Annotated in this window: 14 protein-coding genes; 11 read left to right on the top strand and 3 right to left on the bottom strand. The window is 70.8% G+C overall.

All coding sequences use genetic code 11. The features are described 5' to 3' along the window. Window positions 1-57 precede the first annotated feature (57 nt). The 4 genes from pdxR (at window position 58) to WA670_RS33180 (ending at window position 5613) form a co-directional block, all read left to right on the top strand. The gene (pdxR, locus tag WA670_RS33165) at window positions 58-1428 is read left to right on the top strand and encodes a MocR-like pyridoxine biosynthesis transcription factor PdxR (RefSeq protein WP_037811720.1); all 1371 of its coding nucleotides are present in this window, start codon (window positions 58-60) and stop codon (window positions 1426-1428) included. A 106-nt stretch (window positions 1429-1534) separates the two neighbouring features. Next, entirely contained in the window at window positions 1535-3073 is a 1539-nt protein-coding gene (locus WA670_RS33170) for a serine hydrolase domain-containing protein (RefSeq protein ID WP_336160165.1), read from the top strand. A 6-nt stretch (window positions 3074-3079) separates the two neighbouring features. Beyond that, window positions 3080-4177 (top strand): D-alanine--D-alanine ligase family protein, encoded by a 1098-nt coding sequence (locus WA670_RS33175; RefSeq protein ID WP_336160166.1) that lies wholly within the window; start codon window positions 3080-3082, stop codon window positions 4175-4177. A gap of 95 nt (window positions 4178-4272) precedes the next feature. Further along, window positions 4273-5613: an MFS transporter gene (locus WA670_RS33180; protein WP_037811717.1), complete on the top strand. Its 1341-nt coding sequence runs from the start codon at window positions 4273-4275 to the stop codon at window positions 5611-5613. Here the strand turns inward: WA670_RS33180 and WA670_RS33185 are convergent. Further along, complete coding sequence (locus WA670_RS33185; RefSeq protein WP_037811716.1) at window positions 5594-6133, bottom strand: DUF3515 domain-containing protein; 540 nt, start codon at window positions 6131-6133, stop codon at window positions 5594-5596. The genes WA670_RS33180 and WA670_RS33185 overlap by 20 nt on opposite strands. Before the next feature lie 19 nt (window positions 6134-6152). Then, the gene (locus WA670_RS33190; protein ID WP_037811714.1) at window positions 6153-6386 is read right to left on the bottom strand and encodes an Lrp/AsnC ligand binding domain-containing protein; all 234 of its coding nucleotides are present in this window, start codon (window positions 6384-6386) and stop codon (window positions 6153-6155) included. 137 nt (window positions 6387-6523) lie between these two features. Between WA670_RS33190 and WA670_RS33195 the strand changes: the two genes are divergently transcribed. From WA670_RS33195 to WA670_RS33215, 5 genes are all read left to right on the top strand, one after another. Beyond that, window positions 6524-7483, top strand: coding sequence for a thiamine-phosphate kinase (locus tag WA670_RS33195; RefSeq protein WP_238607894.1), 960 nt, complete (start codon window positions 6524-6526; stop codon window positions 7481-7483). Between the two features lie 20 nt (window positions 7484-7503). Then, entirely contained in the window at window positions 7504-7992 is a 489-nt protein-coding gene (locus tag WA670_RS33200; RefSeq protein WP_037811710.1) for a GNAT family N-acetyltransferase, read from the top strand. 17 nt (window positions 7993-8009) lie between these two features. After that, the gene (locus WA670_RS33205; RefSeq protein WP_037811708.1) at window positions 8010-8540 is read left to right on the top strand and encodes a gamma carbonic anhydrase family protein; all 531 of its coding nucleotides are present in this window, start codon (window positions 8010-8012) and stop codon (window positions 8538-8540) included. Between the two features lie 31 nt (window positions 8541-8571). Continuing rightward, entirely contained in the window at window positions 8572-9249 is a 678-nt protein-coding gene (locus WA670_RS33210) for a uracil-DNA glycosylase (protein WP_037811706.1), read from the top strand. Window positions 9250-9322: 73 nt separating this feature from the next. Then, a complete protein-coding gene (locus WA670_RS33215) occupies window positions 9323-10111 on the top strand; it encodes an alpha/beta fold hydrolase (RefSeq protein WP_336160170.1) in 789 nt (262 codons plus the stop codon). Between the two features lie 175 nt (window positions 10112-10286). Here WA670_RS33215 and rpmB read toward each other — a convergent pair whose 3' ends face one another. Continuing rightward, on the bottom strand, window positions 10287-10478 hold the full coding sequence (gene rpmB, locus WA670_RS33220; protein ID WP_009074135.1) for a 50S ribosomal protein L28: 192 nt from the start codon (window positions 10476-10478) through the stop codon (window positions 10287-10289). A gap of 134 nt (window positions 10479-10612) precedes the next feature. On the opposite strand from rpmB, the gene WA670_RS33225 reads away from it, so the two are divergent. Both WA670_RS33225 and recG read left to right on the top strand, forming a co-directional pair. After that, on the top strand, window positions 10613-12199 hold the full coding sequence (locus WA670_RS33225; RefSeq protein WP_336160173.1) for a DAK2 domain-containing protein: 1587 nt from the start codon (window positions 10613-10615) through the stop codon (window positions 12197-12199). 2 nt (window positions 12200-12201) lie between these two features. Continuing rightward, window positions 12202-14355: an ATP-dependent DNA helicase RecG gene (gene recG / locus WA670_RS33230; protein WP_037811700.1), complete on the top strand. Its 2154-nt coding sequence runs from the start codon at window positions 12202-12204 to the stop codon at window positions 14353-14355. The last annotated feature ends 45 nt before the right edge of the window (window positions 14356-14400 follow it).

Raw genomic sequence — 14400 nt, forward strand, 5'->3', positions numbered from 1 at the left:
TGAATGTCCACTTCTTCTACACTTGAGAAGTCCACTTCGCCGTAACGGAGGTCCGCCGTGTCCTACGCCGACACCGCCCTGCCGGTCAGTCTCGACCGCGAAGCGGCCACCCCGCTGGCCGTGCAGTTGGCCGACGCCTTGCGCGAAGCCGCGGCCGGCGGGCATCTCCGCGGCGGCGACCGGCTGCCGTCCACGCGCGCGCTGGCGGAACGGCTCGGCGTCTCGCGCACTGTCACTTCGGCTGCGTACGAGCAACTTCACGCGGAAGGCTGGATCGCCGGCCGACACGGCTCCGGCACCTACGTGACCACTCCGCCGACCCGCGCCGCCGCGTCCGTCACGGTGCCCGGTTCGCTGCTCGCCGAGGCGGAACAAGCCCCGTTGCTGGACCTCGCGCCGGGTACGCCGTGGGCTGGCGGCCTCGACCGCGCGGCCTGGCGGCGAGCGTGGCGGGCCGCCGCCGATCCCGAGCCGCTCACGCGCGCGCACCGCGCCGGGTTGCCGGAATACCGCGCGACCGTGTCGGAACACCTGCTGCGCCACCGCGGTCTGGCCGCCGGTTCGGTGCTCGCGACCGGCGGTACCACTGCGGCTGTCGTGGAACTCGCCGCTGCCGTGCTGCGCCGAGGTGCGGTCGTGGCCTTCGAGGAACCGGGTTATCAGCGTGCGGTGCAAGCGTTCCGGCAGGCCGGGCTCACCGTTGTCGGCGTTCCGGTGGACGAGGAAGGTCTTCGTCCGGACGCGATTCCCGCCGGGGCGCGCGCCGTTTATTGCTCGCCCGCGCACCAGTACCCGATGGGCAGCCGGATGAGCGCGGCCCGCCGCGTGCAGCTCGTGGAACGCGCTCGCGCGGAAGGCATGCTGGTCATCGAGGACGACTACGACGGCGAGCTGCGCTTCGACGTCGCCCCGCTGCCGATGCTGGCCGCGCTCGCCCCGGACGTCGTCGTGCACCTCGGCACCACCAGCAAAATCCTCACCCCGACCCTCGGCGCGGGCTGGCTCGTCGCGCCCGCTTCGGTGGCCGATTCCATTCTGGCGTACCGGGATCTCACCGGAACCCGTCCGTCGCCGGCGGGGCAGCGGGTGCTCGTCGAACTCGCCCGGACCGGCGATCTGGGCCGGCACCTGCGGAAGCTGCGCCGGGAAATGGCCGAACGCCGGACGGTGCTGGTGACCGCGCTGTCGAACGCCGGAATCCCGTTCGTCGGCGACGACGCCGGCGCGCATCTGGTGGTGCGGACGGAAAGCGCCGAGACCGAGGCCGAGTTGATCGCCGCGGCGGAACGGCATTCGATCCGGCTCGACGGGCTGGCGCGGCATTTCGCCGGAACGCCGACGGTGCACGGCATCGCGCTGGGTTACGCGGGCTGCTCGCGGGAAGCGTTGATGGCCGCGGTGCCGACTCTGGTCGATCTTCTCCGCTGAGCACGGGGGCCAGCCCTACCTTCGGTCCGCCGGTCAGCTTCATGGTGCCGGATCCGCGGCTCCGCGAGGCTTTTGCCGATCAGTTCGGCGCGCGGAGGAGTGCGGGATGACTTGGCGGATCCGGGTAGCAGCGATGGCGACCGCGATGCTGGCGGTGTTCGCCGCACCGGCCTCAGCGCAGCCACCAGACCGGCCAGCAGACACTGCGGTCGCGCACCTGCGTGAAGAACTGGCAGGCGGGCCGCCGTCGTCCTACGCGCTGGTGTCCGCGGACGGCAAGGTGACGACCGGCGCGGTCGGCCCCGACGTGACGCCGCAGTCGCCGTTTCTGCTTGGCTCGCTGAGCAAATCGTTCACCGCCATGGCAGTCATGCAGCTCGTCGACGCGGGCAAAGTCGGTCTGGACACCCCGATCACCGCGTACCTGCCGTGGTTCCGCACCGCCGGATCCAACGATCCGATCACCGTGCGGCAGTTGCTGAACCAGACCAGCGGGCTGCCGACCGAAGCGGGCACCGTCGACCTCTACGAACCGGAAACCACGCTGGAGCAGCGCGTCCGCGCACTCGCCGACGTCGTCCCGGTGTCTCGCCCCGGCACCGCTTTCCACTACTGCAACAAGAACTACGCGACGCTGGGTCTGCTGGTCGAGCAGGTTTCCGGCCAGAGCTATGCCGACTACCTCAAAGCGCACGTCCTCGCCCCGCTCGGCATGAACCGCACCTTCACCAACCTCGCCGACGCCCGTCGCGCGGGTCTGATCGAGGGTTCGTCGGTGCTGTTCGGCTTGAACGTGCCGATGGAAACGCCGGATTTCCCCGGCGCGCTGCCTGACGGCTACCTGGTCTCGACTGCCGAGGACCTCAGCCACTACCTCACCTTCCAGATGACCGGCGCCTACCGCGGCGTCCGTCCGCTGTCCGCGGAAAGCCTGCGCCTGATGCACAGCGCGGCCGTCCCGACCGGCGACGACCACGCGATCGACGGCATCGACCACTACGGATCCGGCTGGGGCACCGGCACTCTTCACGGCCAGCCGGTCGTCCAGCACGACGGCGACCTGACCCGCTACCACGCCAACCTGGGCTTTCTGCCGAACCAGCAGGTCGGCCTCGTGGTGCTGACCTCGCGCAACCCGGTCCTGCTGGACAACGGCGCGCCGTTCCACCACACCCTCGCGATGCTCGCGGGCGCACCGGCCCCGGAGATCGGCAACGGTTTCCTGTTCACCTACGGCGTCATCGACGGCGTCGCGCTCCTGGCCCTCGCTGCGATGGTCTTGGCGACCCGCCGACAGATCCGTCGCGCGCGAAAGCTGCCGGAACTCCTGCGGGACAAGGGTTTCCGTCGGGTGGCAGTACGGCCGCTGGTCGGACATCTCATCGCCGCAGCCGCGCTGTACGCGGCGGTGTTCGTCGGAGTCGGCCTGCTCAGCTACGGCGGCTGGCTGCCGGTGGACGTCGCGTTCCAGACGCTGCCGGACTTCACGGTCCTCGTCCTGGCCGGGACAGCGTTCCTCGCGGTGCGCGGGTTGGGATGGTTCGCGCTGGCCGCCTCGCGGACTCGCCGACCAGCGGCTCGACCCTCCCGACCAGCGCAGACACCCCCGGCGCGCGCTGTTGACGAGGCTCACCCGGTACGGTGACCGGCTATGAGCGCTGAAAAGATCCGGGTCGCGGTCGTGTTCGGTGGCCGCAGCAGCGAGCACACCATCTCGTGCCTGTCCGCGGGCAGTGTGATCTCGAACCTGGATCCGGACCGCTTCGAGGTGCTCCCGGTCGGCGTCACGCCGAACGGCGGCTGGGTGCTCGGCACCGGCGACCCGAAGCAGCTCAGCATCCAGGGCCGCGAGCTGCCGTCGGTCGAGTCCGGCCGCGCGCTCGTGCTCGCCGGCGACCCGACCAGCCGCGAGCTGCGCACGGTCGACCCGGGCCAGGCCACCGAGGTGCTCGGCACCGTCGACGTCGTCTTCCCGGTGCTGCACGGCGCCTTCGGCGAGGACGGCACCATCCAGGGCCTGCTCGAACTCGCCGACATCCCGTACGTCGGCCCCGGCGTGCTCGCCAGCGCGGCGGCGATGGACAAGGAGTACGCGAAGAAGCTGCTCGCCGCGGAAGGGCTGCCGGTCGGCACCTACGCGGCACTGCGCCGCGGACAGTCCACTTTGGCCGAAGCGGACCGGGAACGCCTTGGCCTGCCGGTGTTCGTGAAGCCCTCGCGCGCCGGTTCGTCGGTCGGGATTTCCCGCGTCGCCGACTGGGCGGACCTGGACGCCGCGATCGAACTGGCCCGGCGCACCGACCCGAAGGTGCTCGTCGAGGCCGCGGTGCGCGGGCGCGAGGTCGAATGCGGCGTGCTGGAATTCCCGGACGGCCGCGTCGAGGCGTCGCTCCCGGCGGAGATCCGGGTGCTCGCCGAGGACGAGGACGCCTGGTACGACTTCGAAACCAAGTACCTCGGCGAGGACGCCGAACTGGACATCCCGGCCAAACTGGACGACGCGCTCACCGACCGGCTGCGCGCGATGGCCGTCGAGGCGTTCCGCGCGCTCGACTGCCAGGGCCTCGCCCGCGTCGACTTCTTCGTGACCGAGGAAGGCGACCTGGTGATCAACGAGGTCAACACGATGCCCGGGTTCACCACGAAGTCCGCCTACCCGAAGATGTGGGAGGTCACCGGGGTGGACTACCCGACGCTGCTGTCGACGCTGATCGACACCGCGCTCGCCCGGGGCACCGGCCTGCGCTGACCGCCGCGACAGCGGCGCACGCGGCCGGACCAGTCCGGCGACCTTACGATGGCCCTCGAACGAACGGCCTGTCCCCACCGTAAGGAAAACAGCGCGTGCAGATCGCATCCCGGCTCGACCGGCTCCCGGTCACCCGGCGGCACCGGTACTTCGTCGCAGTGGTCGGCATCGCGACCTTCTTCGACCTCTACGACCTGTTCCTCGCCGCGACCATCAGCACCGTCCTCACCAAGGAGTTCGGCGTCACCCCGACGACGCTGAAGTACGTCCTGGCGTCGGCGTTCGTCGGCGCGTTCGTGGGCGCGGTGTTCCTCGGCAGGCTGGCCGACCGGCTCGGCAGGCGTCGCGCGTTCCTGCTCACCCTGGGCCTGTACTCGGTGTTCACGCTGCTCGGCGCGTTCAGCACGGACGTGTGGATGCTGGTGATCTGCCGGTTCATCGCCGGGATCGGCATCGGCGCGGAACTGCCGGTCGCTGACGCCTATCTCGCCGACCTGCTGCCCGCGCGCGCCCGCGGCCGGGCGACAGCCTGGGCTTACACCATCGGCTTCTGCGGTGTCCCCGCTGCCGGATTCCTCGCCCGTGCGCTGGTCGGCCACGCGCCGCTCGGCATCGACGGCTGGCGCTGGCTGTTCGTGATCGGCGCGCTGGGCGCGGCGGTCGTGTGGGCGCTGCGGTTCACGCTGCCGGAGTCACCGCGTTGGCTTGCGGCGCAAGGAAGAATCGGCGAAGCGGACGAGGTCGTGCGCAAGCTCGAAGCGAGTGCGCCGCAGCCGTTGCCCGAACCGGAGCCGGAACCGCCCGCGCCCGAACCCGTGCGCGCGTCGGCATTGCTGCGTCCGCCGTGGTTCCGTCGCACGGCGATGCTGTACGTCTTCCAGCTGCTGCAATCGTTCGGCTACTACGGATTCGGTTCACTGGTGCCGATTGTGCTGGCCGCCAAGGGTTTCGGCCTCGTCACGTCGCTGACGTTCAGCGCACTCACCTTCCTGGGCTATCCGATCGGGTCGGCGCTGTCCATCCCGATCATCGAACGGCTGGAACGCAAGTGGCTGATCGTCGCGAGCGCGGCGGCGATGGCGGTGTTCGGGCTGGCCTTCGGCTACGCGACGTCCGGCGTGCTCATTGCGGTGTTCGGTTTCTGCTACACCGCCGTCAGCAACGTCTTCTCCAACGCCTTCCACACCTACCAGGGCGAACTGTTCCCGACGTCGCTGCGCGGCACCGCCGCCGGCTCGGCCTACGCGTTGTCCCGGCTGGCGACGGCGGCGATGCCGTTCGTGCTGCTGCCGGTTCTGCATTCGGCGGGCGCGACGACGATGTTCGCGGTGGTCGCGGGTGCGATGGTGCTGCTGATGGTCGACGTGGCGGTGCTCGGCCCGCGTACTACTGGCGAGTCGCTGGAGACGATCGCGGCTAGAACTTCAGAGGCTTGACCGGCAACTTGGCCGAGATAGCGTCCGAAATGGCCTGCAGCGGTCCCGTCCCGGCGCTCTCCGGGACGGTCAGCGCGACGTAGACCGGCCGGTCGACCGCGTACCAGGTGGCCGAACCGCCCTGCTCGATCTGCAGCCACTGCACCTTGTTGACCACGCGCAGCTGCGCGGTCTGGGTGAGCTCCGGCGGGCGTTCGAGGCCGCAGCGCAGCACGACCGGATCCGGTTCGCCCCACGCGACGGTGGCCTTCGGCGCGGGCTCGGCGAGCGTGCGCGGCGACAGTTCCTTGCCGTTCGACGTGAGCGTGGCCGGGACCCCGGCGATCAGCTTCGCGCAGTCCGGCGACCCGGCCTGCGGCGCGGGAACGGACACGAGCGCGAGCGGCTGGTTCGGATCGGGCTGTCCCGAAGAGCTCTTCGTCAGCGCGACGACCGCGACCGCGACCGCCAGCGCGGCCACGAGCAACGACGCGGTGACGAGGACGACCTTCGGAGGAGCCCCGGTGTCGGTGTCTGCCACCGCCTCAGTGGACCACGGCTCAGAGATGCACGACCGGGCAGGTCAGCGTGCGCGTGATCCCCTGCACGTTCTGCACGCGGGCGACGACGAGCTGGCCGAGCTGGTCCACGGTGTCCGCGGCCGCGCGCACGATCACGTCGTACGGGCCGGTGACGTCCTCGGAGCTGGTCACGCCCGGGACCCCGGCGATCTCCGCAGCCACCGCGGCCGCCTTGCCGACCTCGGTCTGGATGAGGATGTATGCGTGGACCACGGCGTGCCCTTTCGTCGGTGGCGGTCTAGTCGAGGTAGGAACGGTGTAGGAAACGTAGCGCCAGCCCTGGGAAAAACCTAGGGGATCCGATTGTCGGTGGCCGATCCGACACAGGCGAGGGAAACAGGAGGTGACCGGTGTCACCGGACGAGCACTCGGTGGCCGCGACAGGCGAGTTCGGCCTGATCCGGCGGGTCACCGAAGGACGCGCGCAGCCGCCGTCGACACTGCTGGGCCCGGGCGACGACGCGGCGGTTCTCGCCGCGCCGGACGGCCGCGTGGTCGTCACGACCGACGTGCTGGTCCACGGCGTGCACTTCCGGCTCGACTGGTCGAGCCCGGAGCAGGTCGGGCGCAAGGCGGTCGCGGTGAATCTGTCCGACGTCGCGGCGATGGGCGCGAAACCGACGTCGGTGGTCGTCGGGATCGCGTGCCCGGCCGACACCCCGGCGCAGGTCGTGACCGAGATCATGGACGGCATGTGGGCCGAGGCGAACGCGGCCGGGATCGGGGTGTCCGGCGGCGATCTCGTGAGCGCGGACCAGCTCGTGATCAGCGTCACCGCATTGGGCGACCTCGAAGACCGCGAACCGGTGACCCGTTCCGGCGCGCGCCCCGGCGACGTGCTCGCGGTGTGCGGACGGCTCGGCTGGGCCGCGGCCGGGCTCGCGGTGCTGCGCCGCGGATTCCGGTCGCCGGTCGGGGTGGTGAACGCGCAGCGCTGCCCGGAACCGCCGTATTCGGCCGGTCCGCAGGCCGCGCACGCCGGTGCGACGGCGATGATGGACGTGTCCGACGGGCTCCTCGCCGACCTCGCGCACCTGGCCGCGGCTTCCGAGGTCGGGCTCGACGTGCAGACCGCGTTGCTCGAGGTGCCGACGCGGCTGAAGGAGGTCGGCAGCGCGCTCGGCGCGGACCCGATGCAGTGGGTGCTGACCGGCGGCGAGGACCACGCGCTGGTCGCGACGTTCCCGCCGTTCGACGACCTGCCCGAGGGCTGGCGCAAGATCGGCGTGGTCACCATGCCCGGATCCGGCGTCACCGTGGACGGGCGCGAGTACGACCAGCAGGGCGGCTGGGAGCACTGGCAGCAGTGATCCTTCATTAGGCTGGCGCCGTGGACATCCGTGCCGTCGCCTTCGACCACCCCGACGCCGCCAAGCTGATGGCCGAGGTGCAACTGGAGTACGTGCGCCGCTACGGCTCCGAGGACGAGACCCCGATGGACCCCGCGGAGTTCGCGCCGCCGCGGGGCCTGTTCCTGGTCGGGTACCTGGACGACGTGCCGGTGGCGTCCGGCGCGTGGCGCGCGCACGACGGTCCCGAGCCGACGTTCCGGCCCGGCGACGTCGAGCTGAAACGGATGTACGTGGTCGAATCCGCGCGGGGCCGCGGGTTCGCCCGCGCGATGCTCGCCGAACTGGAACGCACCGCGGTCGCCGCCGGACGCCGCCGCGTCGTGCTGGAGACGGGCACCGAACAGCCGGAGGCGATCGCCCTCTACCGTTCGTCGGGCTACGTCGAGGTCCCGGCTTTCGGTTATTACGGCGATATGCCGGAAAGCCGGTACTACGGCAAGGATCTGGCCCGCGACCGACAACACTGAACGACCCGGAGGCGGCATTGGCCATCTACGCGCTCGGCGACCTGGTCCCGACTATCCACCCGGACGCCTACGTCCATCCCGACGCGACCGTGATCGGCGACGTCCGGATCGGCGCGCGCGCCTCGGTCTGGCCGCAGACGGTGCTGCGCGGCGACCACGGGTACATCGAGATCGGCGAACGTTCGAACGTGCAGGACGGCTGCGTCGTCCACTGCACCGCGCGGCATCCGACGATCGTGGGCCCGTCCTCGGCGGTCGGGCACGCGGTGCACATCGAGGGCGCGACGATCGGCACCGGCTGCCTGATCGCGTCGGGTTCGGTGGTGCTGAACGGAAGCGTGATCGAGGACGGCGGCATGGTCGGCGCGGGCGCGGTGCTGTCGTACGAATCGAGCGTCGGCACCGGCGAGATCGCACTGGGAGTTCCGGCGAAAACGCGGCCGAACAAGTCGTTTTCCGAAGACCAGATCGCCGCGGTCGTGGATTCCTACGTCCGGCGCGGGGCCCGGTTCCGGGCGGAGTTGCGCAGGCTGGACCCGCCCCGGTGACCTCGGACACGTGGCGCTAGGCTCGCGGGCCGTGACTGGACGACCGCTGGACGAAATCGTCGAAGCCGGCTGGGCGAAAGCCCTTGAACCAGTGGCCCCGCAGGTCGCCGCGATGGGGGAGTTCCTCCGCGCCGAGATCGCCGCGGGCCGCACCTATCTTCCCGCGGGCGAGCACGTGCTGCGCGCGTTCAAGCAGCCGTTCGACGACGTCCGCGTGCTGATCGTCGGCCAGGACCCGTACCCGACGCCGGGGCACGCGGTCGGCCTGAGCTTCTCGGTGGCCCCGGACGTGCGGCCGATCCCGAAGAGCCTGATCAACATCTACCAGGAGTACTGCGAGGACCTCGGCCATCCGACGCCGTCCAACGGCGACCTGACCCCGTGGGCGGAGCAGGGCGTGCTGCTGCTGAACCGGTCGCTCACCGTGCAGCCGCACAAGTCGAACTCGCACCAGGGCAAGGGCTGGGAGCAGGTCACCGAGCAGGCGATCAAGGCGCTCGCCGCGCGCGGCGGACCGCTGGTGGCGATCCTGTGGGGCCGCAACGCGCGGAACCTGCGGCCGATGCTCGGAGAGGTGCCGTGCATCGAATCGGCGCACCCGAGCCCGCTTTCGGCGCGCAACGGCTTCTTCGGGTCGCGGCCGTTCAGCCGGGCGAACCAGCTGCTGGTCCAGCAGGGCGCGGAACCGCTCGACTGGAAACTTCCCTGACGCGGCGTGTCCAGTTCCGGCGATCGGCGCCGACCACCAGGGTAAGCAGCGACTGAAACCCTGGAGGAACGCCATGACCGCCACCGTCACGTCCGCCGACGGCACCCCGATCGCCTTCGACACCTACGGCACGGGTTCGCCGGTGCTGCTGGTCGGCGGCGCGGTGAACGACCGCACGACCGTCGCCGCGCTCGCCGCGGTGCTCGCCGACGCAGGTTTCACCGCCGTCGCCTACGACCGGAGAGGCCGCGGCGACAGCGGCGACGCGCCGGTCTACGCCGTCGAGCGCGAGATCGACGACCTCGAGGTGCTGATCGAGGCCGTCGGCGGCTCGGCCGCGGTGTTCGGCCACTCGTCCGGCGCGATCCTGGCCCTGGAAGCGGCGGCGCGCGGACTGCCGATCACGAAGGTGGCGGTGTACGAACCGCCGTTCATCGGCGACGACCGCCCACGGCCGGCTGAAGACCTGGTGGACCGGGTGAGCGCCTGCCTCGCCGACGGCGACCGGGACGGCGCGGTCGAGTTGTTCCTGGTCGAGGGCACCGGGACCCCGGCCTCGGTGGTGGACTCGATGAAGTCCGCGCCGGTGTGGGGCTGGTTCGTCGGACTGGCGCACACGCTGCCGTACGACCTGACCGTGTGCGGCCGCGGCAACTACCTGCCGACGGACCGGCTGGCGGCGATCACCGTCCCGGTGCTGTCGCTGTCCGGCGGCGCGGGGGAGGCGTGGATGACGTCGTCCGCCAAAGCCGTGGCGGGAGCGGTCGCGCATGGGCGGTACGAGGAGATCCCGGGGCAGGACCACGGGGTGCTGAACGCGCCGGAGTCCTTGCGAGAGGTGCTGGGGAACTTCCTGCGGTGACGAAAAAGGGGCGGGTGCTACGGCACTCGCCCCTTCGATTCCCAGGCGACCCAACGCGGGGGTCCAGGGGGCTTGCCCCCTGGCGGGGGCCCGGGGGTTCGACCCCCGGAAGACACGTAGCGACAAAAAATGGCGAGTGCTCTCCACGAGCACTCGCCACCCTTCGAGTTTGTCGCTACCCGCGCACGACCTTGCCAGCCTTGATGCACGAGGTGCAGGCGTTCAGGCGCTTGCGCTGGGACACGCCGACCTTCGCGTGCACAACCTGGATGTTCGGGTTCCACCGGCGGTTGGTACGCCGGTGGGAGTGCGAGACCGACTTGCCGAAGCCGGGTCCCTTGCCACAGACGTCGCACACGGCAGCCACGTCGAACTCCTCTGGATATGGGACAAAGAATGCGCGCCCGAACGTGCCGGGCAACTCGACCATAGTAACGAGTGGTCTCGGGGGCCTTGCCGCGGGGTCGTTACCCTCGCGGGGACCGGCTAGGAGGTTACGGGGTGCGGGTGCTGGACGCGGCGGCGGTGTCGGGCTGGGCGGCGGCCTCTGTGCGCAGCTTGGACAGGCTGCGCACGGCCATCGACGGCATCAACGTCTACCCGGTCGCGGACTCCGACACCGGCTCCAACCTGCTGTACACGATGACCGGTGCGCACGAGGCGCTCGCCGCGGCGGAACCGGCCGACGCGGCCGAGGCGCTGGCGGTGCTGGCGCGCGGGGCGGTGGCGCACGCGCGGGGCAATTCGGGAGTGATCCTTTCCCAAGTCGTGCGGGGGATGGCTGACTGGGCTGCCACCGGCGGCGACCTCGACGGATCGGGTCTTGCGGCTGCGCTGGGGCACGCGGACCAGGCCGCCACGGGCGCGGTCAGCAGGCCGGTCGCCGGGACGATGCTGACCGTCCTGCACGCCGTGGCCGCCGCCGTCCGTGACACGACGCGGACGTTGCCCGAGGTGGCGCGCGAGGTCGTCACCGTGGCGGCGGCGGCGCTGGAGGAGACGCCCAAGCAGTTGCCCGCGCTGGCCAAGGCGGGAGTCGTCGACGCCGGGGGCCGCGGGCTGGTCGCGGTGCTCGACGCGTTGGCCGGGGTGATCACCGGCGAACCCGAGGATCCCGGGCACGACCTGAAGGCAGTCGCTTCGCTGCCGGAGCAGGTGCCGTACGCGTGGGAGGTCATGTACTTGCTGGACGAGGTCGACGAGGACCGGCTGCCAGCGTTGCGCAAGGAACTGAGCGGGTTCGGCGACAGCGTGACCGTGGCGGGCGACGGTTCGGGCAGCCACGCGGTGCACGTCCATTGCGCGGACATCGGCGCAGCCATCGAAGCCGGGCTGCAGCTGGGCAAGCCGCGGAAGATCCGGGTCGAACCGCTGATCACGCCGACGCCGATCGAACCCGGTGGCGGTATCGACCGGTCTGTGGTCGCGGTGGTGCGCGGCGGCGGGCTCGCCGAGCTGCTGCGGGCCGAGGGCGTCGCCGTGCTGGCGGTGCCCGAGGGCGAGACGCCGAGCGTCGAGGACATGATCGGGCTGTTCAACGAGGCGGCCGGACAGCACCTGAGCGTCCTGCCGGGCGGCCCGGATCTCACCGCGGCCGCCGACACCGCCGCCGGGCATCCGATGGCGGGCGAGCGCGACGTCGTGGTGATCCCGTGCGCGTCGCCGGTGCAGGTGCTGGCCGCGCTCGCGGTGCACGACAGCGGACGCCGGGTCAACGACGACGTCGTCGCGATGGCCGAGGCGGCCGCCGCGACCAGGCGTGGCGAGCTGCGGATCGCGCACGAGGAGTCGCTAACCTGGGTGGGCCGGGCCCAGTCCGGCGACGTGATCGGCCTGGTCGACGACGAGGTGGTGCTGATCGAGCCCGCCCCGGCGTCGGCGACGAATCTCGTCGCGGCGGCGGTCAGCGTGCTGAACCGGATGCTGGCGCTCGGCGGCGAGCTGGTCACCGTCCTGAGCGGGGCGGACGCTCCGCCGAGGGTGGCCGCCGAGCTCGCCGAGCAACTGCGGCTGGAGCACCCCGAGGTGGAGTTGACGAGTTACGCCGGCGGGCAAAACGACGCTGTGCTGCTGATGGGGGTCGAATAATCATGGCCGGGCTTCGCGACAAGCTCCCGCTGCTGCTGGGCGCGAAAACGGCGAAGGCGCTGTCGAGTGCGCTCGACATCGAGACGGTTTCCGATCTGCTGCGCCACTATCCGCGCCGCTACGCCGAACGCGGCGAGCTGACCGACATCGCCGGGCTGGAGCTCGGCGAGCACGCGACCGTGCTGGCGCGGATCGAGAAGATCAGCAAGCGCCGGATGAAGTCCCGCAACGGCACCATCCTCGACATGGTGATCACCGACGGCAAGCGACGGCTCGCGTGCGCGTTCTTCAACCAGGCGTGGCGCGAGAAGGAGCTGGCCCCCGGCAAGACCGGGCTGTTCGCGGGCAAGGTCACCGCGTTCCGGGACACGCTGCAGCTGGCCAACCCGGAGTACGAACTGCTCGACGCCGAACGCGAGGCCGAGGCGGTCGACAACTTCCTCGCCGAGATCATCCCGGTGTACCCGGCGGCGCAAGGCATGCCGACCTGGTCGATCGCCAAATGCGTGCGGCAGGTGCTGGACGTGCTGGAGGTCGGCGAGGACCCGATGCCCGAGGAACTGCGCAAACGGCACGGGCTGCCCGGCCTCGAGCGCGCGCTGCGCGGCATCCACCGCCCGGAGGACTGGGCGCACCTGGAGTCGTCGCGGCACCGGCTCAAGTGGGACGAAGCGATGGCCGTGCAGCTGATTTTCGCGCAGCGCAGGCATTCCGCGGTGTCGCGTCCGGCGAAGGCGAGCCCGCACGTCGACGGCGGCCTGCTCGACGCGTTCGACAAGCGGCTGCCGTTCGACCTCACCGCGGGCCAGCGCGCGATCGGCGACGAGATCGCGGCCGACCTGTCGACCGAGCATCCGATGAACCGGCTGCTGCAAGGCGAGGTCGGTTCCGGCAAGACGGTGGTCGCGCTGCGGGCGATGCTGCAGGTCGTCGATTCCGGACGGCAGGCGGCGATGCTCGCGCCCACCGAGGTACTGGCCGCGCAGCACGCACGCTCGCTGCGCGAAATGCTCGGCGACATCGGGATGGCGGGCGAGCTCGGCGCGGCCGAGAATTCCACCCGGATCACCTTGCTCACCGGGTCGATGGGCGCGAAGGAACGCAAGAAAGCGTTGCTGGAGACGGTAAGCGGCGAGGCGGGCATCGTCGTCGGCACGCACGCGCTGATCCAGGACACCGTGCAGTTCGCCGATCTCGGGCTCGTGGTCGTGGACGAACAGCACCGGTTCGGCGTCGAGCAACGGGACGCACTGCGCTCGCGCGGTGCCGATTCGACGAGTCCGCACGTGCTGGTCATGACGGCGACGCCGATCCCGCGCACGGTCGCCATGACGGTCTACGGCGACCTGGAAATCTCGGCCCTGCGCGAAATGCCGGTCGGCCGCTCGCCGATCAAGACGACGGTCGTGCCGGTCGCGGAGAAGCCCGCGTGGTTCGACCGGGTGTGGCAGCGGGTCAGCGAGGAAGTCGGCAAGGGACACCAGGCGTACGTCGTGTGCCCGCGGATCGGCGACGAACCGCCGTCGGACAAGAGCGACAAGCGGCCGCCGCTCGCGGTGCTGGACGTGGCGCCGGATCTCGCCAACGGCGCGTTGAAGGGCTTGAAGATCGCCGCGCTGCACGGCCGGATGCCGACGGACGAGAAGGACGCCGTCATGCAGGCATTCGGCGCGGGGAAGGTCGAGGTGCTGGTCGCGACGACCGTGGTCGAGGTCGGCGTGAACGTCCCCAACGCGACGGCGATGGTCATCCTCGACGCCGACCGCTTCGGCGTGAGCCAGCTGCACCAGCTGCGCGGCCGGGTCGGGCGGGGGAGCGTGCCCGGATTGTGTTTGCTGGTCACGGAAACCCTGGACGGCACTTCCACCCGCGAACGGCTGGCGGCGGTCGAGTCCACCACGGACGGCTTCGAACTGTCCCGACTGGACCTGGAACTGCGCCGGGAGGGCGACATTCTCGGTGCGGCGCAGTCGGGCAAGCGGTCCGGGCTGAAACTGCTGTCGTTGCTGCGGGACGAGGACGTGATCACCGAGGCGCGGGCGCAGGCTCAGGAGATCGTGACGGCCGATCCGGAGCTGGCTTCGCTGCCGGGCCTGGCGCAGATGGTGGCGGACGTCGTCGACCTGGAGCGGGCGGAGTACCTGGAGAAGAGCTGAGCGGGGCGTGACCCGGGGGTTTCCCGGGCCACGCCTTCTTGCTCG

Source organism: Amycolatopsis sp. VC5-11, from assembly GCF_037034185.1.
In the GTDB taxonomy this organism is placed as follows: Bacteria; Actinomycetota; Actinomycetes; order Mycobacteriales; family Pseudonocardiaceae; genus Amycolatopsis; species Amycolatopsis nivea.

Excerpts from the sequence above, each read along its gene's own strand:
- recG (WP_037811700.1), top strand. The coding sequence starts at position 12,202 with ATGGCCGGGCTTCGCGACAAGCTCCCGCTGCTGCTGGGCGCGAAAACG.
- WA670_RS33215 (WP_336160170.1), top strand. The coding sequence starts at position 9,323 with ATGACCGCCACCGTCACGTCCGCCGACGGCACCCCGATCGCCTTCGAC.
- WA670_RS33175 (WP_336160166.1), top strand. The coding sequence starts at position 3,080 with ATGAGCGCTGAAAAGATCCGGGTCGCGGTCGTGTTCGGTGGCCGCAGC.
- WA670_RS33170 (WP_336160165.1), top strand. The coding sequence starts at position 1,535 with ATGACTTGGCGGATCCGGGTAGCAGCGATGGCGACCGCGATGCTGGCG.